The 21,609-nt window shown below is 59.4% G+C and carries 18 protein-coding genes and 1 pseudogene; 9 read left to right on the top strand and 10 right to left on the bottom strand.

Going from position 1 to position 21,609, the window contains the following annotated elements; genetic code table 11:
* Nucleotides 1–32 precede the first annotated feature (32 nt).
* On the bottom strand, nucleotides 33–380 hold the full coding sequence (locus tag V3C85_RS19325; RefSeq protein ID WP_331797217.1) for a hypothetical protein: 348 nt from the start codon (nucleotides 378–380) through the stop codon (nucleotides 33–35).
* 333 nt (nucleotides 381–713) lie between these two features.
* Between V3C85_RS19325 and V3C85_RS19320 the strand changes: the two genes are divergently transcribed.
* Nucleotides 714–2,300, top strand: coding sequence for an adenylosuccinate synthetase (locus tag V3C85_RS19320; RefSeq protein WP_331797215.1), 1,587 nt, complete (start codon nucleotides 714–716; stop codon nucleotides 2,298–2,300).
* Nucleotides 2,297–2,989: a DUF7002 family protein gene (locus tag V3C85_RS19315; RefSeq protein WP_331797213.1), complete on the top strand. Its 693-nt coding sequence runs from the start codon at nucleotides 2,297–2,299 to the stop codon at nucleotides 2,987–2,989. The genes V3C85_RS19320 and V3C85_RS19315 overlap by 4 nt, the downstream gene beginning before the upstream one ends.
* A gap of 4 nt (nucleotides 2,990–2,993) precedes the next feature.
* On the opposite strand, the gene V3C85_RS19310 is transcribed toward V3C85_RS19315, so the two are convergent.
* The 4 genes from V3C85_RS19310 to V3C85_RS19295 all read right to left on the bottom strand — a co-directional run bounded on the left by V3C85_RS19310 (nucleotide 2,994) and on the right by V3C85_RS19295 (nucleotide 8,432).
* Complete coding sequence (locus V3C85_RS19310; protein WP_331797211.1) at nucleotides 2,994–4,373, bottom strand: hypothetical protein; 1,380 nt, start codon at nucleotides 4,371–4,373, stop codon at nucleotides 2,994–2,996.
* A 341-nt stretch (nucleotides 4,374–4,714) separates the two neighbouring features.
* Entirely contained in the window at nucleotides 4,715–5,929 is a 1,215-nt protein-coding gene (locus V3C85_RS19305; protein ID WP_331797210.1) for a hypothetical protein, read from the bottom strand.
* Nucleotides 5,930–6,129: 200 nt separating this feature from the next.
* Nucleotides 6,130–6,330 (bottom strand): helix-turn-helix transcriptional regulator, encoded by a 201-nt coding sequence (locus tag V3C85_RS19300; protein ID WP_331797209.1) that lies wholly within the window; start codon nucleotides 6,328–6,330, stop codon nucleotides 6,130–6,132.
* A 434-nt stretch (nucleotides 6,331–6,764) separates the two neighbouring features.
* Nucleotides 6,765–8,432: a type I restriction enzyme endonuclease domain-containing protein gene (locus V3C85_RS19295; protein ID WP_331797208.1), complete on the bottom strand. Its 1,668-nt coding sequence runs from the start codon at nucleotides 8,430–8,432 to the stop codon at nucleotides 6,765–6,767.
* A gap of 23 nt (nucleotides 8,433–8,455) precedes the next feature.
* Between V3C85_RS19295 and V3C85_RS19290 the strand changes: the two genes are divergently transcribed.
* Both V3C85_RS19290 and V3C85_RS19465 read left to right on the top strand, forming a co-directional pair.
* On the top strand, nucleotides 8,456–8,674 hold the full coding sequence (locus tag V3C85_RS19290; protein WP_331797207.1) for a hypothetical protein: 219 nt from the start codon (nucleotides 8,456–8,458) through the stop codon (nucleotides 8,672–8,674).
* A gap of 29 nt (nucleotides 8,675–8,703) precedes the next feature.
* Nucleotides 8,704–8,919, top strand: coding sequence for a DNA/RNA helicase domain-containing protein (locus V3C85_RS19465; RefSeq protein ID WP_445942044.1), 216 nt, complete (start codon nucleotides 8,704–8,706; stop codon nucleotides 8,917–8,919).
* 48 nt (nucleotides 8,920–8,967) lie between these two features.
* Here the strand turns inward: V3C85_RS19465 and V3C85_RS19285 are convergent, their stop codons facing one another.
* A complete protein-coding gene (locus V3C85_RS19285) occupies nucleotides 8,968–9,633 on the bottom strand; it encodes a HEPN domain-containing protein (protein ID WP_165905395.1) in 666 nt (221 codons plus the stop codon).
* Between the two features lie 26 nt (nucleotides 9,634–9,659).
* Nucleotides 9,660–10,634 (bottom strand): helix-turn-helix transcriptional regulator, encoded by a 975-nt coding sequence (locus V3C85_RS19280; RefSeq protein ID WP_331797206.1) that lies wholly within the window; start codon nucleotides 10,632–10,634, stop codon nucleotides 9,660–9,662.
* 962 nt (nucleotides 10,635–11,596) lie between these two features.
* Between V3C85_RS19280 and V3C85_RS19460 the strand changes: the two are divergent.
* Nucleotides 11,597–11,800: pseudogene (locus V3C85_RS19460) on the top strand (hypothetical protein); the annotation flags it as partial.
* Nucleotides 11,801–12,365: 565 nt separating this feature from the next.
* Here the strand turns inward: V3C85_RS19460 and V3C85_RS19270 are convergent.
* From V3C85_RS19270 to V3C85_RS19260, 3 genes are all read right to left on the bottom strand, one after another.
* Nucleotides 12,366–13,616 carry an ABC transporter permease gene (locus tag V3C85_RS19270; protein ID WP_331797204.1) on the bottom strand — a complete coding sequence of 417 codons (1,251 nt, stop codon included), beginning with the start codon at nucleotides 13,614–13,616 and terminating at the stop codon, nucleotides 12,366–12,368.
* The gene (locus V3C85_RS19265; protein WP_331797203.1) at nucleotides 13,613–14,419 is read right to left on the bottom strand and encodes a taurine ABC transporter ATP-binding protein; all 807 of its coding nucleotides are present in this window, start codon (nucleotides 14,417–14,419) and stop codon (nucleotides 13,613–13,615) included. The genes V3C85_RS19270 and V3C85_RS19265 overlap by 4 nt, the downstream gene beginning before the upstream one ends.
* A 73-nt stretch (nucleotides 14,420–14,492) precedes the next feature.
* On the bottom strand, nucleotides 14,493–15,494 hold the full coding sequence (locus tag V3C85_RS19260; RefSeq protein WP_331797202.1) for a taurine ABC transporter substrate-binding protein: 1,002 nt from the start codon (nucleotides 15,492–15,494) through the stop codon (nucleotides 14,493–14,495).
* Between the two features lie 329 nt (nucleotides 15,495–15,823).
* Between V3C85_RS19260 and tpa the strand changes: the two genes are divergently transcribed.
* The 4 genes from tpa (at nucleotide 15,824) to V3C85_RS19240 (ending at nucleotide 21,528) form a co-directional block, all read left to right on the top strand.
* The gene (tpa, locus tag V3C85_RS19255; protein ID WP_331797200.1) at nucleotides 15,824–17,203 is read left to right on the top strand and encodes a hypotaurine--pyruvate aminotransferase Tpa; all 1,380 of its coding nucleotides are present in this window, start codon (nucleotides 15,824–15,826) and stop codon (nucleotides 17,201–17,203) included.
* A 131-nt stretch (nucleotides 17,204–17,334) separates the two neighbouring features.
* Nucleotides 17,335–18,891 carry a MocR-like pyridoxine biosynthesis transcription factor PdxR gene (gene pdxR / locus V3C85_RS19250; protein WP_331797199.1) on the top strand — a complete coding sequence of 519 codons (1,557 nt, stop codon included), beginning with the start codon at nucleotides 17,335–17,337 and terminating at the stop codon, nucleotides 18,889–18,891.
* Between the two features lie 127 nt (nucleotides 18,892–19,018).
* Nucleotides 19,019–20,791 (top strand): sulfoacetaldehyde acetyltransferase, encoded by a 1,773-nt coding sequence (xsc, locus tag V3C85_RS19245; protein WP_331797198.1) that lies wholly within the window; start codon nucleotides 19,019–19,021, stop codon nucleotides 20,789–20,791.
* Complete coding sequence (locus tag V3C85_RS19240) at nucleotides 20,791–21,528, top strand: sulfite exporter TauE/SafE family protein (protein WP_331797197.1); 738 nt, start codon at nucleotides 20,791–20,793, stop codon at nucleotides 21,526–21,528. Before xsc ends, V3C85_RS19240 begins: the two co-directional genes overlap by 1 nt.
* Nucleotides 21,529–21,609 lie beyond the last annotated feature (81 nt).

The following is a 21,609-nucleotide window of genomic DNA, read 5'->3' as shown; positions in this document are numbered from 1 at the left end:
CAAGCGATGAGAAGTGCAAGCCTCGACGCACGTTATGGTCTAAGTCTCTCAAATCGCACAAGAAACTCATGCTTTGCTTCGGATGGGGTCAAATGACGAACCTTGATCGGTGCAGGTTCAATCCCCGCCTCGAGAGCCCAGTCAGCACAGCCTGGCGCCATGATCTGCAGCTGCTCGGCGGCAAGCACGCTTAGGTCTGCCTTCTTGACGGCTTTGCGGTAGTCTCTACGCATTTTAAACCGATCAATTACCGCATCTTCGACATCTGCCTCAATCCGTTTGAACTCTGGCATGAGCTGTTTCAGCGGCCGCGTTACGTCGCCGATAAACGCCTCAGCCGCGTCATGAAGCAGTGCCTCGTAGGCATAGTCTTTCACCATGTCGCATACCAACAGGCTATGCTCCGCGACTGAGTAAAAATCTCTGCATTGCCCTGCGTAACGACACACATGTGCGAGTCCATGAGCCACATCTTCGATGTCAAAATCGCTGGCGTGGGGGTCTAGGAAGTCAAACATCTTGCCGCTAGACAGCATAATGCTGGGTCCCTTAGCGTAAGAGACTGCCACCACAGGCCTGAGCATGTTCATCCCGACGAATCCTAACTGATGTCAGTATTTTGTTGCACACCTTGCAGCAGATGACAATATCTGGTGTGAGGTGGTCGCTACGCTCAACCAGTGGAGGTGGATTCGTTGAAGTGCATTCTGGTGATGTCAGGGCCGATCGGGGCCGGTAAGTCTGAGTTTTCGGCTGCGCTTGAGCGTGATTTGGGAGCTGTCCGGGTCTCAACCCGCAAGTACATTTTGCACGTGACGCGTTGCGAGAACGAACGACGTGCACTTCAAGAAGCTGGTGATCGGCTGGACGTTGAGACAGAAGGTCAATGGGTCGCAGATGCGGTGGGAAAGGCAATGTCAGAGGGCTTCTCGGCAGACATCGCTCTCTTAGACTCTGCTAGGATAGCCCCGCAGGTGGCTGCGCTGCGCCAAAAGTTCGGGGATGCTGTCTTCCACGTGCATCTGACAGCTGATCGAGGTGAGTTGGAGCGTCGGTACAAGATGCGGCAGTCCGAACTCCGAGAATTTGCCACATATGAAGAAGCAGCGAACCACGGAACAGAGCGCGAGGTTGGTAACCTAGCAAAGATCGCCGACTTGGTTCTTCATACAGACCATGAAGATGCGCAAACGCTTGCGCGAGCAGCCGCAGCGTGGCGCGGCCTCACAACTGCAAAAAAGTTGGCGACGGGCTTAGTTGATGTAATCGTTGGTGGTCAATACGGAAGCGAGGGGAAGGGGAATATTTGCTCCCATATCGCCAAGGACTACAATGCTTTGGTGAGAATTGGCGGACCCAATGCCGGTCACCGTGTTGCGGAGCCAGCATACAAATATGTTCAGCTTCCTTCAGGAACAGGTTCAAACAAAAGCGCCGAAGTTCTTATTGGTGCGGGTTCGACAATTTGGTTACCTCAGATTCTGAAAGAAATAGAAGATCATCCCCACCTGCATGGAGGAAACTTATCAATAGACCCACAAGCAATGATAATTGATGAATTTGACCGAAATACTGAGTCAAAGGGGTTAAAGAGCATTTCTACTACTGGGCAAGGCGTGGGTTCTGCAAATGCACGAAAAATTCTCAACCGTGGAAACCAGACTTTTGGCCCAGAGGTTAAGCTTGCCGGCGAAGTAGCCGAACTGAAACCATTCATTCGGAATGTGCGAAAGCGCCTTGCCAAGCTGATGGAGGATGGCAGTAGGGTGTTGCTCGAGGGAACACAAGGCACCATGCTGAGCCTCCACCATGGGCTATTTCCTCATGTTACTTCCCGCGAGACATCTGTCGCAGGCTGCCTTGCAGATGCTGGCCTAGCGCCACAGCATGTCAACAAAGTCATCATGGTTTTGCGTACATATCCAATTAGGGTTGGAGGACCATCGGGCTGGATCGGTACAGAGCTAACGTATGAAGAACTCAGTGCTAGATCTGGGATAACTATGGCAGAACTTGAAGCGACAGAGAAGGGAACGGTGTCCGGAAAGCAGCGGCGCTTGGCCGAGTTTGACTGGGGCCAATTGCGTCGATCTGTAGAGCTTAATGGTGCGACCGAGATTGCCGTAACTTTCGCAGACTACTTTGGTATCGAAAACCGGTCGGCGACTCACTTTGGCGCACTGAACACAGGCGCTTTAGAGTTTATAGGTCGCATCGAACGCATTACCGGTATCCCGGTGACATTAGTGTCCAAAGCATTTGCAGTGGGCGGCGTACTACAGCGCGAGGGTACACTGTGACTGAAGAAGAACTGATTGAACAATACCCACGACTTTGGCACATGGCTCACCAAGGCGCTTGGCCAGCGATCAGAGAAAGGGGGCTCATGAGCGTGGCTGCGCTCCTTGACGACTATATGGTCGAGGGTGAGGAAAGGGATCGCTTGCTTCGAATGCGCCGACCTGCTTCCGTTCCTTTGGCACATCCTGATCGGATCGGTGCCGTGATCCGCGATCAAAAGCCGATGTCAGACAGCGCATTGGAGAAGTGCTTGCAAGGCGGGCTCACGCCGGGCGATTGGTATTCAAGACTTAACTCATACAGTTTTTTTTGGCTCTCCCGAAAAAGAATTTGGCGTCTTCTGAAGGCGCGAGCGTACCGTGACCTACCACAGACTGTTTTGACGATCGACACTGCTGGTTTGCTGCAAGCCTGTCGAGATCGAGTCTGGCTAAGTCCGATAAACAGCGGATCAACGATATTCAAACCTCAACCTCGCGGGATTGAGACTTTCAAGCGTATTGAGGATTTTCCATTTGCCGAAAGGTCGGTAACCCGCTCGCCTGCAAACAACGTTGTGGAATTTCTAGTTGAATACTCAGTACCAAATCTTCGCGACCACGTTTTGGCCGTCCACCAAGTCGAAAATGACCAAGTTACAGGAGAACTATGGCGCTCACCGCATGCAGTTGACACTGATCGACCGTGAGACATCACACTGATGTCGCTTGAACAATTCTAGAAGGCCCCCCCCTCTTTCTGAGCAAATCGGCGATGTGGCTCGTCACGCCCACATTGCCGATCAGCAGGACACCATTTTCCTTTGACAGCGAAGCCAGTTGCTCACGGATAGCTGAAAGGCCTTCATCAGCGCGAATTTCGACCCAAGTCGCGGCCTCGCCAGGCACAATCGTTGAGCCTTGCGTGTATGTTTGGCCGATGTGGAGTTGTACGCACCAAGTGCGTACGCCGTCATGAACCCACTCGATCCGAACATGTCCCAGAGTTCGTCGAAGGTCGCAATACATGTTTTCGACGTCTGAAATGACATTGCTGGGTAGCTGACTTGGACTCTCGAGGCCCAGCATGAGTCGGTCCCCCTCGCCGGGCACGCCCTCAATGGCTATCGCGCCGTCAGGTCCCGCTATTGCCGCACCGCTCCAGGCAGCATGTACGGCATCCTGCCTCAAAACAGAGCTGATTCCGTTACCGCTCGGATCTTCGAGTGCAAGGAGTTTAAATGGGTCGAGCCAGCCCTTAGCCGTAGTATAGAGTCCTGGTTGTGGCTCCCTCGGGCAGGTGCGGATCCAGACCTCACTTGACCCGGTATGCAGCCCAAAAGTGAAGGGCGCTACACGCCTTGAGATTACTAGGGTGCGGGGCACAGGAATACCAAGTCCGTCTGCCACCAATAGGCCAAATGCTTTGTCGCCAATGAAGCGACTAAAATTGTTGGGCCAGAGCGTTTCTACCGAGGATGGCGCAACAGTATTCTCTTCGTGCTCCCACAGCACCGTGTGATTTGACTTCCAGCCACGAACCTTCGGGTGAATACTGAATTCCGTTCGCTCTCCAGAATTATTCAAAAGGTCCGGACTAAAACCATATACCTTCTTGATTAATTCAATGCCCTGCGCAAACGCCAGGGAAAGCACCCCTGGCTTTTCGACGCAACGAGGCGTGTCGTCAGGACTAAACTCCATCGTGTCGCCCTGGACTACTCCGGAAACTCCTCCATCCGTGACGTCAATTGTCTCATTCACAATTGTTGAAAGACCCTCCTGACTTAGACGTTGGACGGCTTCCATCGCGGCCTCTGCGGTCTTCAGTCCGTAAACAAACTCCTTGCTACGCGGGTCTTCTGGCAGATAGCTGCGCACATTAACGCTTTTTTCTCCGCTCGCTTTGATTAGTGCAGAGATTGCCTCGGGAGTATTTTCAAACCTGTGATTCCGCTCATACCCGGCCACCCGAGAATAGCTCTGCTGCGGAAGCCTATGACTATCCGGGCGGAAAGCTACGAACTGTGCGACGTTGCCGCGGTCCGCCAACTTGTCGAGTATCTCATCCTTCTGGATAGTCAAACTTTTCATCTCCACTCTGGGTCAACTCGGCATTCCGACGTCGCCCCTTCATTCGCTTACTTTCTCATACAGGGCTTACTGCGACTCATTGGAGCTGTGCCAGCCCCGGCGGCGCATGTGTATCCCGATGTGCTTCGATGTTGAACCGCAAATGCGAGGGCTGACCGTCAGCCTGATCGACCGGACCCAAATGAAGTCCGCCGGGTGGCTGGCCCGCTCCCGATCGGAACCGACCATACCGAGAAGTCAGGGAATATCAATCGGTTGATCCTGTTCGCGCCCAGATGGGAAGGTTTGCCCTCAACGGTAGATCTGCTCCAGATGCTGGCCAACACACTCCGTTCGGGCCTTTAGTGGTCCCATACCGAACCAGGAAGCGGATCGCCTTCTGGGTCATGCAGTTCATCCACCCCAGGGAACAAGCCGTTCGTTCCAGCGAAGGACTGAGCGGCTTCGATTCCGGTTTGCCGATCAATTTCAGCAAGACGACGGCCAACCCAAGTTATCATACGAGCAAGATCGCTTTCCTCTGTGGGATTGATCTCATGCGGCAAGCTTGCCAGCCAATCTCGAATATCTCGGGCCTCACGCCGCAGGTCTATAATGTGCCTCAGATGTGCAAGGCGTTTCTCCTCCCGATCTTTTCGGGCTTGGGCAAGTTTTCGTCGGCGCTGCAGTTCTTGCCATTTCCGTTCGCGATCTTCACGTTCTTCGCGGCGCACGCGGATAAATTCGAGGACCAGTTCGATCCCGGCGACGATGTCCGGCAACAGGCGCTCGATCCGCTGAATCTTTCCGTCACCCCAGGTCTTCCGGAGTCCGTCTGCCCAAACATCAATCGCGAAGACCAGTTCGCCAGTCCACTCGGTGACATACTCCGGCCACGGAGGGCTGTACCCAAAAGGCGAGCTATCCCAGTCGTTTCGCCGCCATGATCGCGCCTGCTTTTCTTTGCGACGGTCTTCCCGGGCAATTTCTTCGGGCGATGGAACATACTTCACCCGCTTCGTCCGCTCGAGCAGAGTGAAGTTCACAGCGTCCGTGCCGCGCTTCAGGGACATTTTGTCCCCCTCAGGTATCAGTGTAAGGCCACTCCCTTCGAGACCTCGGGCCAGCCCATCGAGGATGACGACGGCACGCTCGGTGCACGTTGAACTGACGATGACGCCGCAGTGCCCGGGACCGGTGGCGCTGACCACGCCATCGCTGTCCGGCTTTTTTGTGCGAAGTGCTTTTGCGGTCTTTGCGACGGTTGGATGGGGGATTGTGACCATAGACAGGGGAACGTCGGAAGCTTCCTTTTCCGAAGTTCCGCGGCCTTGACGCTCGGCCTTACGCTTCATGGCAAGTTCGGCGATGCTGTCGGGGAGCGATGAAATCGCACCGCGAACAATGACCTGATCAAGGCTGCGATCCTTCCATTCAAGAAAGGGTGGCACCTTCGGTCGTTCTCCGGCAGCCACCTTCGCCCAATAGCCTCGCGGCGGCACGGGAATGCGGTGTCGACCGCAGACCTTGGCCAGACCTCGGTCGGAGATGCCGAACTCAATGGCCAGCGTCGACATCGGCTTGCTCCAAACAAGATCATACAGATCACGGCGGGTAATTGTTCGCGGTTGCTGCATATGCTGGTCCACCCAAGAGAGGCGTCCGAGAAGATCAGCCCGCCAAGCCAAATTCAAGATCGGTGCAGAATCGGAACGCCGATTACTGAACGATAACGGTGGCTTATGAAGGCAGACCAGAATACGCAATCATGTGGTGCTCAATCCTTTCGATACTGTTCTGCGGCAGCACTCAGCGCGGCGCGCTCGAACGCTTCCACGTCTTCAATCCTGTAGATCACACGACCGCCGATTTTTAGGAACCGAGGCCCGTCCCCAATCCAGCGCCACCGTTCCAGCGTCCTCGGGCTGATTTTCCAGCGTGCTGCCAACTCTGTCTGGTTCAAACAAGTTTCACGCATCTTCGACTCCTTTCGCGCGCCCCCACCTGGGCGCAGGGAAACGAAGGTGTCAGCGAAAACGATATGCAAGTCAGATAGTTACAAGTCCTCTAGTGGGCTCTGCCTATTCGGCCGGGCTCAGAGAAGGTTCGACCGCAGTCCCGTTCCCTCCGCCACTTGCCCCAGCGAAAGTGTTCTTCCCATCCGGCTGCGGCCGGTTTTTTACGTTGTTTTCGAGGGTTATGCGGGACGGGCAGTTAACCGGCCCCGGTGCCAAGAGCCTCGGAAGCAGTCTCTCAGGGCCAATATTCTCCGGACCTATTAACCGCGCGCGGTTCGGTTCAGAGCGCCATGCTACTGAAATCATTAGGCTTAGAGTGGGGGCGCACTGGGCGGGGTTCGCAGTTCCGTTCGCCAAGCCGCTGGAACCCGGATCGAACGATCAGCGAACGGCCCTATGCCGCCTGCGCGAAGCCACCGTTCACGGCCTGCTGCCACACATGGGCGTAGACGCTTGCTGCAAGCGCTTTCTTTTCATCGGGCGTGAACGGCGGTGACGGCAAACTTGCGAAGACTTCGTCCAATATGAAGACCTCGACGTCTGCCTTGGTCTGTTCCTTCTCCCAGAAGCGATCGAGCTCAGCCAGGCGCGCCTTTATGGATGCCAAGAGGTCGCGGCTCGCCTGCTTCACCCGCTCACGAGACGTCTTGTCCAGGTTATCCTTGAGCAGCAGGTCGAAGAGCGCGAGTTCATCCTCGCCAAGCCCCTCCTTCGTTGCGCGCTTCTGTTCCTGGTCCAGACTGTTCACGAGCTCGACCAGTCGACGGAATGTCTCCTCGATGGTGGTTCGGTCTTTCTCCCGATTGTAGTCGGCGATGATTGCCTCGTACTTCACCTGATAGTCCATTCTTGCGGGATTGCGCGCCAGCATCTCGGCGAGTTTCTGTTCGACGATGTCTCGAATGTCCTGAAGCGCGGTCGCTTTGCGTCTGACCTTCTTTGCAAATTCATCGCGCAGCTTCTCAAGATCGATCTGACTGAGGTCGAAGGTCAGTCCTTCGGCTTGGTCGTCTCCTGGCGCCTGCGTCCGGATGGCCTCGTTGACTATCCGGTGTAACTCCTTCAACAGCTCTGTCACGTCAGCCGTGTCGCGCCGCTCGGTCAGCTTCTTGTAGATTGCTTCGATGTTGTCGTGTCGTTCAGCGTATGCCCAGGCGCTAGGCTCCATCAGCAGCGCCTTGAAGCGAATGAACACCTGCCGTGCGAGAATCTCGAAGCGCCGCTTGGACTCATCCGTCGAATAGACGGCTTCCACGGCGTCCTTCAGACCCCTGATGCGCACAAAGCCCTTCGAGCCGAGCAGAACGCTTGGGTCGAAGCCGAGGCTCCTCAGATGCGCCTCGGTCGCCTCGATAGCTTCGAGCAGTGCCTGCACCCTCTCCTCGATGGGGGCGATGATCTCTTCTCCGCCTGTGCCATCATCACCGAGCGCGTACTGCGCGAGCGCTGCTCGCAGGCTGGCGAGCATTCCATTGTAGTCGACAATCAGGCCGAAATCCTTTCCAGGATACACCCTGTTCGCGCGCGCTATGGCCTGCATCAGCGTGTGGGCCTTCATCGGCTTGTCGATATAGAGCGTCGACAGGCATTCCACGTCGAAGCCGGTCAGCCACATCGCACAGACGATTGCGACGCGGAACGGGTGCTTGGGGTTCTTAAATGCCGTCTCGACATCGATCCGTTCGCCATTCCCGGTATGCTGATGGTCGCCGCAACCCCGATCGGCGCCCGCGTAGCGAGGCCGCAGCTCACTGATGTTGAGCTCTACGCCTGGATCGCGCAGGCCGAGGCTGGGGCCAGGATAGAGTACCACTGCGGCTTTCTCGGGATCGATGTCACGCCGGTGATTTCGACCTTGCCCGAGCCTGAGCGCCGTCAGCTTGCCGATCTCGGTCAGGCCGCGCTGGGCGCCTTCGAGAAGGGCCTCGTCCACCTCGTGCAGGAGCGCGTGGGCCCCGACCGCTTCGCCTACATCGCCATCGCGCGACCCAGACCCAAGGCCGCCAACGCCTCGCTCTCGGCGCTGCTCCTCGAAGAACGCGCCGCGTGATGGCACTGCCATTCCCTTCCAACGGAGACCCTGCCATGCCGCACCCTGACAACGCCCCCCGCCTCATTGATCTCGAAGGGCTCGCCCTCAGCGACATCGCGGCGCTGCCGCCCGAGATGCTGCTGGATCTGCAGACCACGGCGCTCGCCGAAACCGCCCGCGTGAAGCGGCTGCGGGACCGGCTCGAGGCCGGGATTGCGCAACGCTACGAGGCCGCCGTCGCGGCCGAGCGGGCTGCGCAGGGCAAGACCTGATCTGGACTGATCAGGGTTGGCTGCCCAGGATGATGCGTGCGCCTCGATGGCAGATTGCACGAGACACTGAGAAACAGCGTTTTCGGCTGAATGGCTATCGCGTGTTGCTTACCCGGGCCCGGGCCGGTCTCGTGCTCTTCGTGCCGCGGGGCGAGGCTGATGATCCGACCCGTTCCCCGGATGAGATGGACGCCTGTGCCGACGCTCTGATTGCAGCGGGGTGTGCGGAACTCACGCAGAACTAGAGTCGCCGCTGATTGAACTATTGAGCGTATGAACTTTGGACAATCTGGCTACTCGACCACCGGGTAGAAGGGACGCCCCCAATCCTCCTTCGGGTTGTCCATCATCAGGTCCACGAAGACCGGGAGAAGGAAGCCGAGTATCGCGGCGCCGTCACGTACCTGTGCTCGGTTCACGCCGCTGTTCCACGTCGATCCGCCATGCACCAGCTGATTGCGCAGCACGTAGAGCCGGTCGAAGACGAAGCTGAGAACGCGAACGCTGTCGCCGGCCTGGAACGCCTGTGCAAAGCTGCGCGAGGAGGTCCGGAACCTTTCCTCCCAATCCTCGAACCCGTCTATGCCGTTCTGATGCTGCCAGAATGGGTTAAATACGAAGCGGTTCTCCATGAGCATCCGAACTGGACCTGAGAACCTTTGCCATAGCGCCTTGTAAACGCGTCGCTCTTCATCCCGCGCCACCAGCTTGCCAAAATAATCGACGATAGCAGCCCTTTCCCCGGGTGCAACCCACTGGAATTCGCGCTCGTCCGCATAGGCTGCGTTGAAAGCGATCCAGAGGAAGATGAAGCGTGCATCGTGATCGTCGCCGCACGACTCGGCTCGTCCGATCCAGCTGATGGAGCGGTGTACGCGCAGGCCCATCGTCTCGGGGAAGCCTGCACGGATCGCGCGTTGCTTCTCCTTTAAGGCGCTAAACGACAGGCTGTCCGTCATCGAATTCCTCCGTTTCTAATACTCGTTCACGGCATCGCGCCGAAATCGGACCGGCGGTATCCGTCCACCATCGCCCGAAGCGCCTCCGGGGCAATGACCTCGACCTTGTTCCCCCACTGGTAGAGGTGCCAGGTCATCTCCAGCCAGCCTGCTGCCTCGAAACGCACGACAATGCTGCCGTCGTCTTGCGGCTCAAGCACTTGCCGAGGATGAAAGCGAAAGCCGGCGGCGCGCTCGGCTGCCTCAGGCGCGAAGCGCCAGATCACCTCGCCGTATTGTTCGGGATCCTGCCAGACCCCGAAGGACCGTGCAGCGTAATCCACGATGCTGAAACCCTCCTGAAGCGGGAAGCTCTCGTCGAGGACTTCCGCCGTGCGGATCAGGTCGATGCGGAAATTGCGTACCTCGTCTGCTTTGGCGGGGTCGCGTGCCGCTAGGTATGTCCGGTGGCCGAGCAAGACGCCATGTGGTTCCAGGATGCGGTTTGCGTCGTCCTGGTTGTAGCGCACACTCAGGCGAAACGGGCCGCGCAGTGCCTCGATGATGGCATCGAGCACGTCCGTTTCGACGCTGACTTTCGGGCCGGGGCGCGTGACCTGCCCCATGGCGGCCAGGACCGCCTCTGCGTCGGTTTCGATACGGGATCGGGAGGGCGCCTGAGCCAGCAGCCCCTCGCGCAGATCAGCCAAGGCTCGTGCATGTCGTAGCCGACCCTCGGCCTCCGCCCCACGAACGGCGATCTCCAAGGCTTCCACACCTGTTTCATGGCGAAGTTGCAGGCGGTCGAGGCCGGGATCGATCAGGCGCCAGCGCCGTTTGCGGTCCTCGCCATCCTCTACCAAGACGTTTCCAAAGGCTTCTTCCAGCGCGTCGGTCATCCGCTGCGCTGTCCGGTGGGACACTCCGAATTCCAGCGCGATCTCCTCGAGGCTGATCCCGCAGCGTCTTGCCGCAGCCAACTGTGCGAGCCGGATCAGATCCTGAGCCTTGGAAAAGGACATGCGCGCCTCGCAGCCTGCCAATTTTTGACACCCTTGGAGGCTAAGAAGGTATCTGTTGCCTGTCGACCTGATTCTCTCACCGCTGCAGAGGAACTGGCGAAAGGCAGACAGAAGCTTCGAAAGGAAGATGGATGGCCATGAGTGGGCGTGTGATCAGGATCGAACGAGTTTCTCCACGTGAGGGCGTTGTGGAAGAACCAGACTTCACGTCGAAAGGTTACCGCCTTGGCGACCCTGCGGCTCGCCGACTACGCCCATTATGCACGCGGCGCGCGGGCACGGCTCGAGGCGTTCGTGGCTGCCCCTTCGCTCACGCGCCCCGTCCCCTGCGCCGACTGCGCGCTGTGCCGCTGGGCCGACCACTGCGCCGGCATCTGGGTCGCCGAGGGCAGCCAGACCGCGAGAAGACCGGTGCTGGCGCCAACCTGTTCCTGCTTCCGTAGGGGTGCAGGATGCTAGCCCAGAGCCCAAGCCCCCGGCCTCCACAGAAGCAGCCGCCGAGATTTTTTCCGACGGTGACGTCTATGACGAAGCCAAGAACCTTTATGGGGACGATATGCCTGATATCGCGCCTGGAACCACTGACCCAGATGCGGGTGACAATGTGCGCACTGGTTCTAGCGGCGGGAGCAAAGGGCCAGGAAAAGGCGATAAGCGCGGTAACGTCGATGCCAACGGTCGGGGCAATGGCGTCAGGGATGCCGCGAGCGGAGGTGGCGGCAGAAGCGCTGGTGGGGCTGGCAAGAGCTCTGCGGGGCACGCTGCCGGACGCCCGTTCATATCCTATGTCGGAGCACATGTAGATGACGAGGAGCAGGATCCAGATGGTCTTGACCAAGAGCAGCGCATGCAGCTCGAGGCGGATGCAATTGACCTGATACTCGCGGCAGAGCCCGCACTCTGCAGAACACCAGCAGGTAATCCAGGCTTCGATCTTTACGAGGTCGATGAGAACGGCATTCGGCACGCTCGACGCGGTGGACCTGAGCCGGATCGACAACCCCTTCGAGGGGGGCGCGACGGCGGCCGGCACGGCAGCGGCCGACGCGTTTTCGGCGGCGCTGGCCCGGGCCTATGTAGCACCGCCCGATCTTGGTCTCGGCGCCATGGCAGATGACGCGCGCGCCTGGGCCGATGCCTATCGCGAGGCCGCTGGCATGCTGGCGCGGCCGGATCTGCTCTTCGCTTCGTATCGGTCGCTTCATTGTCCGGCCTCCAATCGTAGATGGAGGAAAAATCGCGTGGCAGGTCACCTCAGACAAGAACGACACGCGCCTGATGGCCGTAGTACGATCCCTTGCTGCAACGCAGCTATTCGAGCTTCGCAATTGCAGAAATGTGTGAAGTTGGCTATCCGCATCCTGTGCTGTCACAAGGGGGCAAACATGGCTTTTTTTCGTTATCTCGCTGAAACTTGGTCTTTTGGGGTGCGGGTTGCTGCCCTGTCAGCCCGGATTGAAGAGGGCACGTTGACGCCCGCTGAACAGGCTAAGGCGGTTCGGGAAATCTTGGTCCCTCAGGCGTCGCAGTCCAGTTTCAAGAAAGCCGTCCATGGCTTAGTTGCTGTCTGAGGACAAGATCAAAGGGGCCACGACCCGGCGATTGCGGATCACATATGACTGATCGCGGGCAGCCCCTGAAAGCCAGCCCGCGTTTTTGTTTTTCTGTTTGGTAAGTGTGGTGCCTTGTCAATGCGCAAGGGACGGTGCCCCTTGCGCCTTTGGGTTTGCCTTAGCCGCGGCCCTTCCAGGGCACCAGCTTTTTTTCGGCCAGGCGCATCAGGATATCCATTCCATACCCGATGATGCCGATCAGGATGATGCCCATCACCACGATGTCGGTCAGCTGGAACTTTGACGCCGCGATGATCATCATGCCCGCGCCTTTTTGGGCGGCCACCAGTTCTGCGGCAACCACCGTGCCCCAGCACACCCCCATTGCCACCCGTGCCCCGGTAAAGATATCGGGCAGCGAGTTGGGGATGATCACATGGCGCATGATCTGCGCCTTGCTGGCGCCCAGTGAATAGGCGGCATGGATCTTTGACAGCTTGACCCCCGACACACCCGACCGCGCGGCGATGACCATGATCCACAGGGCGGCCAGGAACAGCAGCACGATCTTGCCGGTTTCCCAGATGCCGAACCAGATGATCACCAGCGGGATCAGCGCCAAGGGCGGCACGGGCCGCATGAATTCGACGATCGGGTCGAACCAGCCGCGGAACCAGCTGGACAGGCCCATGGCATAGCCCAGGGGGATGCCGACCAAAGACCCCAGAAAGAACCCGGCCAGAACCCGGCCCAACGAAGCCGCCAGATGGCCCCAAAGCGAGGTGTTCTGATAGCCGGTGCTGGAAATCTCGATCAGGCGGGCCACCACGGCTTCGGGTGCGGGCAGCCAGATCGGCTCCATCTGCCAGCCGCCATAGGGTTGAAAGTTCAGCGACCCGCGCGAGGTCAGCACCACCTGACCATTCTCGACCGCAAGGGGGGTGTCAACGCTGATCGGTTGGCCGTTGACGGCCACGATTTCAGCGCCCGGCGCATCATTCGCCGCCGGCCGCAACAGCACCGACCGCCATGCGGCAACCACGTCGGAATCGCCCTTGGCAATGCCATCGCCTTCGGCCACTGCGGGGGCGGCGGGTTTGGCGCTGTCTTTGTAAACCAGAACCTTGACCTCGGCATCGCCCTGCGCCCCGGTGGCATCACGGGCGGTGTAGGTAAAGGTGGTTTCCCCGACAAAAGGCCCCGGCACATGCAGCGGCACGATCTTTGATCCGGTGAAGGCCCCCCAGATCAGAAAGATGGCCAGAAGGGAAATGATGCTGGCGACGCGATCTGGCACGATCGCGCTTTCATCGCCAAAGGTGACCGTTTTCAGCGACGTATAGTCATGCCGTTCGCGATGTGCCTTGATGCGGCCCCAGACCAGCATCGAGGCGACGAAAATCGCCACATAAAAGACAAGCACCATCATGCTGCGGTCTCCGATCTGCCCATGATTTCTTCTTCCATGCCCCAGATCATCGACAGGATTTCCTCACGCGTTTCGGCAAAGCCTTCGGATTTCTTGACCGCCCGCAAATCGCCGCCCACGCCGCGTTCGGCAAAGGGCAGGCGGTATTCCTTGAAGATGCGGCCCGGACGGGGGGCCATGACCAGCAGGCGTTCGCCCAGAAGCAGCGCCTCTTCGACCGAATGGGTGATCAGAACCACGGTCTTGCCGGTTTCCTTCCACAGCTTCAGCACCAGGCCTTGCATCTTTTCACGCGTCAGCGCGTCAAGCGCGCCCAAGGGTTCGTCCATCAAGATGACATCAGGGTCATTGGCCAGACAGCGCGCAAGCGCCACGCGCTGCTGCATGCCGCCCGAAAGTTCATAGACCGCCTTGTCGCCGAAATCCTTCAGACCCACGGTGTTCAGCAGATGGGCCGTGATCTTGTCACGCTCGGCCTGTGGCATGCCCTTCATGCGGGGGCCGAAATCAATGTTCTTGCGCACGCTCATCCATTCGAACAGCGCGCCTTGCTGAAAGACCATCCCCCGCTCGGCCGCGGGGCCCGTGACTTTCTTGCCGCCCAGAAGGATCTGGCCTTCGGTTGGGGCCAGAAAGCCCGCAAGGATGTTGAGAAGTGTTGTCTTGCCACAGCCCGAGGGGCCAAGCACGGACAAAAGCTCTCCCTCTTTCAGGTTGAGAGAGACGTTTTGAAGCGCCTGAACAGAGCCGCCATTGGGCAGATCAAAGCGCATCGAGATATTGTCGATGATCAAGTTGGACATTCTGACCCCGGGTGAAAAGTCCCAGAAAAAACGGGCGGCCCAAGATCGGGCCACCCGCCGGTTCGATATTGGCTTACATGCCCTTGGCCGAGGTCAGCGGGCCGACATTCACCTGTGCGGAATAGTCAGGCAAGGCAGCCGGGATCGAATTTGCCGTCACAAAGACATCCGCGACGCCCTTCATAAATTCCTGCGCGCCGCCGCCCAGCCATTTGGCCGAAAGCTGATCCTCCACGCTGGGGAAGACGAAGGTGGCGATGGTTTCGCCTGCCGCGGCTTCATCCATGCCCGAATCCTTGGCGATCACGGGCAGCATTTCGGCCTTTTTCGCATCGTCTGCCCACATCGCATTGGCATCTGCGGTGACTTTCAGGAATTTCGACACGACATCGCTGTTTTCAGCCAAGAACGAGGCCGAGGCGGTGGTGGCGTCAAACACCAGAATGCCCAGTTCTTCCTTTTCAGCGCCGGTCAGCAGAACGTTGCCGCCCTCCAACGCGCGGCGCAGCGAACCGCCCCAGCCGCAGAACATATCGACCGAGCCTTGGGCAAAGGCGGCCGAGCCGTCTGGCGGGGCCATGTCCACCACCTCAAGGCTGGCCAGATCCACGCCGAAATGCGCCATTTGCTTAAGGAAGTTGTAATGCGCGGCGGTGCCGAGGGGCACGGCCACTTTCTTGCCAGCCAGATCAGCGGCATTGGTCTTGTCGATTTCCAGATCGCTGCGCACAACGCAGTTGTCGTTTTCCGAATAGGATACGGCCACATCCACGATTTGCAGATCTTGCCCGGCGCTGGTGGCGACAACAAAGGGCGGCACGCCCTGGCTGACCGACAGATGCACATCGCCCGCCGCCATGGCCGCCGACATTGCGGTGCCGGTGTCAAAGGCCACCCAGTTCACCTTCATGCCCAAGGCTTCATCGTAAGTGCCCATTGCTTTGGCATATTGGAAAGGCATCGGCCATTCGAGGAAGTAACCGACGGTCAGTTCATCCATGGCAAAGGCCGCGCCCGACCCTGCCAGCAGGGCGGTTCCGGCAACGGCGCTCATCAGGGTTTTGCGTAGAGTCATTGTCATTTCTCCTTGTTGGGTGGTTTTGTTCTTGCTTATGCCCTTATTGGTTGGGGCATTTTGTCACCTGTCCAGCCGCATGACCGTGGTTCAGGAAAATGGAAACCGATATTCCACCGAAATTCCCCAGACCATAAGGCCGGCACGGCGATCTTTGCCGTGCATTTCATGGCGGCCAACTGATTTTTGATCTGGCACTATGTGGCCGGATCGTCTGGACCTACGATTGCGCGGTGCAAAGGCAGATGCTGTCTTGATCAGGGCCGAAAGCTGGTTGATCATCTTTCGGCAGATCGGGTTCAGTCTCTCAGCTTTGAAAGGGCTTCGCAATGGAAGGCTATGCTTCCGTCAATGATATCTCTGAAGTGGTCGAGGCTGACCGCGTTCATGTCTGGCACCATCTGAGCCAGCACAAGGCCTATGAAACCGTCGATCCGCGGGTGATCGTCGAGGGCAAGGGGATGAAGGTCTGGGATGCCAAGGGCAAAGAGCGTCTGGATGCCGTGTCGGGCGGGGTCTGGACAGTCAATGTCGGCTATGGCCGCGAAAGCATTGCCAATGCCGTGCGCGATCAGCTGATCAAGATGAACTATTTTGCCGGGGCCGCCGGATCGGTGCCGGGGGCCTTGTTCGCGCAAAAGCTGGTTTCAAAGATGCCGGGCATGACGCGCGTCTATTATTCGAACTCGGGGTCCGAGGCGAATGAGAAGGTTTACAAGATGGTGCGCCAGATTGCGCATCGTCACCATGGCGGCAAGAAGTGGAAGATCCTGTATCGTGAACGCGATTACCACGGCACCACCATCGGCACGCTGGCCACCAGCGGTCAATTCCAGCGCGCCATGCAATATGGGCCCTATCCTGATGGTTTTGTGATCGTTCCGCATTGTCTGGAATACCGCAAGCAATGGGATGTCGAGAATTACGGCGAACGGGCGGCGGCGGCGATCGAAGAGGTAATCTTGCGCGAAGGCCCCGATACCGTGGGCTGTCTGGTGCTGGAGCCGATCACCGCAGGCGGCGGCGTGATCGTGCCGCCCAAGGGCTATTGGGAAAAGGTGCAAGAGATTTGCCAGAAATATGACATCTTGCTGCATATCGACGAGGTGGTGTGCGGCGTGGGCCGGACCGGCACCTGGTTCGGCTATCAGCACTACGGCATCAAGCCCGATTTCGTGACCATGGCCAAAGGCGTGGCCAGCGGCTATGCGGCGATTTCCTGCACCGTGACCACCGAGCGCGTGTTCGAGATGTTCAAGGATGATGCCAGCGATCCGATGAGCTATTTCCGCGACATCAGCACCTTTGGCGGCTGCACCGCCGGCCCGGCGGCGGCGCTGGAAAACATGCGGATCATCGAAGACGAAGGCCTGTTGGACAACACGCTGAAGATGGGCGAGCACTGCCTGAACAACCTTCATGCGCTGATGGACAAGCACAAGGTGATCGGTGATGTGCGCGGCAAGGGTCTGTTCCTGGGGGCCGAGCTGGTTTCGGATCGCGCAACCAAAGAGCCGATGGATGAAAAGCGCGTGCAGGCGGTGGTTGCCGATTGCATGGCGCAAGGGGTGATCATCGGGGCCACAAACCGCAGCATTCCGGGCATGAACAACACCCTGTGCCTGAGCCCGGCCTTGATCGCGACGGCGGATGACATTGACCATATCACTAATGCTATCGACGGCGCACTGACCCGCGTTTTCGGCTGATCTGCGCCGCGTGTTCTGAAAATCCCCTGCCATGATGGCGGGGGATTTTCTTTTGCTGCGGTGCCCAGCCGCGCGGTGGGAGCCTCCGGCGGGGATATTTAAGAACAGATGAAGTTCGGGCTTAGGTCCAGATGATCCGGTCTTGCGGCCCGGATTTGCGGCAGGTCTTGCACATGGCGCGCGAATGGCGCTTGATCTGGACTTATCCTGACCGCCAGTGGGGCCGTGCCATGTCCATTCCCGCCGAAGCCTTCTTTCTGCCCGCTGGCGCGGCGGGCAGTTTGCAAAGCCGGATCCGGTCGATGGTGGTTCAGGGCATTCTGGCGGGGCGGTTGCGACCGGGCGAAAAGATGCCGTCCTCGCGCGGCCTGGCCGAGCATCTGGGGGTCAGCCGGATCACCGTGACCCTGGCCTATGCCGATCTGGTGTCGTCTGATTATCTGACGGCGCGGGGGCGGTCGGGATATTTCGTGTCAGAGACGGCCCCGCGTGCCCCGGTGTTTCCGCAGGCCCCGGCGCGGGACGAAGCGGTGGATTTTACCGCCCTGACGGGGGGGCGGTTTTCGCATCTGGCCCGCATCAGCAAGCCTGAAGACTGGGAAAGATACCCCTTTCCGTTCATCTACGGGCAGGCCGATGCCACGTTGTTTGATCATCAGAACTGGCGCCATTGTGCCTTGCGCGCCTTGGGCAAGCGCGACTTTGCGGCCCTGACCAGCGATTACTATGAGCGCGATGACCCGGTTCTGATTGAACATGTCTTGCGCACCATTCTGCCCCGCCGCGGGATTGCGGCGCGCGCAGATGAGGTGTTGCTGACCTTGGGGGCGCAGAATGCGCTGTGGATTGCCGCACAGGTGTTGCTGGGGCCGGGCAAGCGGGCTTTGGTTGAAAATCCCGGCTATCCGGGGCTGCGCACCATTCTGGAGGCTTCTGGCGCGGATGTGGTGCCGGTGGATGTGGACGACGGCGGGCTGCCGCCCGAGCACCTGACAGCGGGGGTGGATGTGGTGTTCACCACGCCATCGCACCACTGCCCGACCAATGCCACCATGCCGGTGGCGCGGCGAGCGGGGCTGATTGATGCGGCCAGCCGTGGCAATTTCGTGATCGTCGAGGATGATTACGAATTTGAAATGTCGTTCCTCAAGCCCGTGGCGCCGGCGTTGAAGTCGTTGGACCGCGAAGGCCGGGTGATCTATGCGGGGTCGTTTTCCAAAAGCATCTTTCCGGGCCTGCGCTTGGGCTATCTGGTGGCCAGCCCCAGTTTCATCGCCGAGGCGCGGGCGCTGCGGGCGATGGTCTTGCGCCACCCGCCCGGCCATGTGCAGCGCACGGTGGCCTATTTTCTGGCGGATGGGCATTATGATGCGCTGGTCAACCGGATGAAAACGGCGTTTCGGCGGCGGCGGCAGGTGATGGAAGACGCGATTGCCGAACATGGGCTGACGGTTGTGGGAAAAGGCGGCTTTGGCGGATCGTCGATCTGGATGCGGGCGCCCGAGGGCGTGGATACCGAGCAGCTGGCGCTTGTCTTGCGCGACGACGGGGTGCTGATCGAACCGGGCCGCGCCTTTTTTCACCCCGCCCGCAGTCAGGACAATTTCTACCGGCTGGCCTATAGCTCGATCGCGCCGACCAAGATCGCCGAAGGCATCGCGCGCATTGCGGCGCGCCTGCATGGCTAGGGTCTGGCCGTCTGTGCCGAGGGGTTTTTTCATCTGGCTATAAATTCGCGAACGCTCTGGCCCTAAGGCGCTGTCGCTGGGCGTGGTTAAGCTGGCGGCCACATCCAAACAGCCGGAGCCCGTCGCCATGCGCATGACCACCGAAGAAGCTTTTGTCAAAGTCTTGCAAATGCATGGCATTGAACATGCTTTTGGCATTATCGGATCGGCCTTCATGCCGATTTCCGATCTGTTTCCCAAGGCGGGGATCACCTTTTGGGATTGCGCTCATGAAGGCAGCGGCGGGATGATGGCCGATGGTTACACCCGTGCCAGTGGCAAGATGAGCATGATGATTGCCCAGAACGGTCCGGGCATCACCAATTTCGTGACGCCGGTCAAAACCGCCTATTGGAACCACACACCGCTTTTGCTGGTCACGCCGCAGGCGGCGAACAAGACCATCGGGCAGGGTGGCTTTCAAGAGGTCGAGCAGATGGCCCTGTTCAAGGATATGGTCTGCTATCAAGAGGAGGTGCGTGACCCGTCCCGCGTGGCCGAGGTGTTGAACCGCGTGATCTTGCAGGCCAAGCGCCAGTCGGCCCCGGCGCAGATCAATTTCCCGCGCGATTATTTTACCCAAGTGATCGACATCGATCTGCCCGCCATTGTTGAATTCGAACGCCCCTCGGGCGGCGAGGCGGCTCTGGCGCAGGCGGCAGACTTGCTGAGCACTGCAAAGTTCCCGGTGATCCTGAACGGCGCAGGTGTGGTGATCGGCGGGGCGATCCCGGCCAGCATGGCCTTGGCCGAGCGGCTGGATGCGCCGGTCTGCGTTGGCTATCAGCACAATGACGCCTTTCCCGGCAGCCACCCGTTGTTCGCCGGGCCCTTGGGCTATAACGGCAGCAAGGCCGGGATGGAGTTGATCCAGAAGGCCGATGTTGTGCTGGCTTTGGGCACGCGGCTTAACCCGTTTTCAACCCTGCCGGGCTATGGGCTGGATTACTGGCCGAAAGACGCCAAGATCATTCAGGTGGACATCAACCCCAACCGCATTGGCCTGACCAAGAAGGTCAGCGTCGGGATTGTGGGCGATGCCAAGGCGGTGGCCGAGGGCATTCTGGCGCGGCTGGCCGACACGGCGGGCGATGCCGGGCGCGCCGCGCGCAAGGCCCTGATTGCCCAGACAAAATCGGCTTGGGCGCAGCAGCTTTCCAGCATGGATCATGAACAGGACGACCCCGGCACCAGCTGGAATGAGCGTGCCCGTGCCGCCAAGCCCGAGTGGATGAGCCCGCGCATGGCCTGGCGCGCGATCGAGGCTGCCTTGCCGAAAGAGGCGATCATTTCCAGTGACATCGGCAACAACTGTGCCATTGGAAATGCCTATCCAACCTTTGAATCCGGGCGCAAATATCTGGCGCCGGGGCTGTTCGGCCCGTGTGGCTATGGCCTGCCGTCGATCATCGGGGCCAAGATCGCCTGCCCGGATGTGCCGGTGGTGGGTTTTGCAGGCGACGGCGCCTTTGGCATCGCCGTGACCGAGTTGACGGCGATTGGCCGCCCCGAATGGCCCGCGATCACCATGGTGGTGTTCCGCAACTATCAGTGGGGCGCCGAAAAGCGGAACTCGACCCTGTGGTTTGACGATAATTTCGTCGGCACCGAATTGGATGAGGGCGTGTCTTATGCGGGCATTGCGCAGGCCTGTGGTCTGCAAGGGGTGCAGGCGCGCACGATGGAGGAGCTGCGCGCTGCGCTGACGCAAGCCATTGCCGATCAGAAAGCTGGCAAGACCACCCTGATCGAGGCGCTGATCAATCAAGAGCTGGGAGAGCCTTTCCGCCGCGATGCGATGAAAAAGCCGGTCGAGGTGGCGGGGATTTCCAAGGCCGACATGCGGCCGCAGGTGGTCTGATGCCCTTTGGCCTTTCCGGTGGAGAGGCCTTGGTGGTGGCATTCGGCATGGTGGTCGCGGGCTATGTCCGCGGCTACTCTGGTTTTGGCTTTGCCGCACTGGTGATGAGCTTTGCCGCGTTGGTCACCGATCCCTTTCCCTTTGTCGCCGTAGTGCTGCTGGCCGATGTGGTGATGACGGCCAGTCAGGCGCGGGGCATCTGGGGCCATATCGACTGGGCGCGGGTGCGCAGCCTTTTCCTTGGCTGTCTGGTCGGGGTGCCGGTGGGGGTTTGGGCGGTGCAGGCGGTGCCGGTTGATCTGGGGCGGGCGGTTCTGTCGGGCTTTGTGCTGGCGATGTGCGGGCTGCTGTGGCTGGGCTGGGCCATCGGCCCGCGGGGCGGGCTGGCGCATGCCGGGGTGGGGGTTGTGTCGGGGCTGGCCAACAGCATGGCCGTGGGGGGGCTGCCGGTGGCGGTCTTCTTTACCGCACAGAGTGTAGCGCCCGCCGTCTTCCGCGCGACCGTGATCGCCTATTTCACCGCGCTGGACCTGTGGTCGTTGCCGGTGTTGTGGTCGGCTGGCATGGTGTCGATGGAAAGCGTTTGGGCCACCGCACTTGGGTTGCCGTTCATGCTGGCGGGGCTGTGGGCCGGGGGGCGCCGCTTTACGCGCACCAGCCCGCAGGATTTTCGCAGATTCGCGATCTTGCTGCTGGTTGGCCTGTCGCTGGCCGGGTTGTGGCGATCATTGGCCTGAATGTTCGAAAAGTGCAAGTTTGTGATCATTCTGATGGGGGTCCATGCAGGAAAGGTCGCAAATTGACATGGATAGATCCAA

This window comes from Pseudotabrizicola sp. L79, assembly GCF_036553525.1.
Lineage (GTDB): Bacteria > Pseudomonadota > Alphaproteobacteria > Rhodobacterales > Rhodobacteraceae > Pseudotabrizicola.
The sequence above is the reverse complement of the archived record's forward strand: the minus strand, read 5'-3'. Positions and strand labels throughout refer to the sequence as shown.

Coding starts and splice junctions, on each gene's coding strand:
- V3C85_RS19325 (WP_331797217.1), bottom strand. CDS start 380: ATGGTGAAAGACTATGCCTACGAGGCACTGCTTCATGACGCGGCTGAG.
- V3C85_RS19320 (WP_331797215.1), top strand. CDS start 714: ATGTCAGGGCCGATCGGGGCCGGTAAGTCTGAGTTTTCGGCTGCGCTT.
- V3C85_RS19310 (WP_331797211.1), bottom strand. CDS start 4,373: ATGAAAAGTTTGACTATCCAGAAGGATGAGATACTCGACAAGTTGGCG.
- V3C85_RS19305 (WP_331797210.1), bottom strand. CDS start 5,929: ATGTCGACGCTGGCCATTGAGTTCGGCATCTCCGACCGAGGTCTGGCC.
- V3C85_RS19300 (WP_331797209.1), bottom strand. CDS start 6,330: ATGCGTGAAACTTGTTTGAACCAGACAGAGTTGGCAGCACGCTGGAAA.
- V3C85_RS19295 (WP_331797208.1), bottom strand. CDS start 8,432: ATGGCAGTGCCATCACGCGGCGCGTTCTTCGAGGAGCAGCGCCGAGAG.
- V3C85_RS19290 (WP_331797207.1), top strand. CDS start 8,456: ATGCCGCACCCTGACAACGCCCCCCGCCTCATTGATCTCGAAGGGCTC.
- V3C85_RS19465 (WP_445942044.1), top strand. CDS start 8,704: ATGATGCGTGCGCCTCGATGGCAGATTGCACGAGACACTGAGAAACAG.
- V3C85_RS19285 (WP_165905395.1), bottom strand. CDS start 9,633: ATGACGGACAGCCTGTCGTTTAGCGCCTTAAAGGAGAAGCAACGCGCG.
- V3C85_RS19280 (WP_331797206.1), bottom strand. CDS start 10,634: ATGTCCTTTTCCAAGGCTCAGGATCTGATCCGGCTCGCACAGTTGGCT.
- V3C85_RS19270 (WP_331797204.1), bottom strand. CDS start 13,616: ATGATGGTGCTTGTCTTTTATGTGGCGATTTTCGTCGCCTCGATGCTG.
- V3C85_RS19265 (WP_331797203.1), bottom strand. CDS start 14,419: ATGTCCAACTTGATCATCGACAATATCTCGATGCGCTTTGATCTGCCC.
- V3C85_RS19260 (WP_331797202.1), bottom strand. CDS start 15,494: ATGACTCTACGCAAAACCCTGATGAGCGCCGTTGCCGGAACCGCCCTG.
- tpa (WP_331797200.1), top strand. CDS start 15,824: ATGGAAGGCTATGCTTCCGTCAATGATATCTCTGAAGTGGTCGAGGCT.
- pdxR (WP_331797199.1), top strand. CDS start 17,335: ATGATCCGGTCTTGCGGCCCGGATTTGCGGCAGGTCTTGCACATGGCG.
- xsc (WP_331797198.1), top strand. CDS start 19,019: ATGCGCATGACCACCGAAGAAGCTTTTGTCAAAGTCTTGCAAATGCAT.
- V3C85_RS19240 (WP_331797197.1), top strand. CDS start 20,791: ATGCCCTTTGGCCTTTCCGGTGGAGAGGCCTTGGTGGTGGCATTCGGC.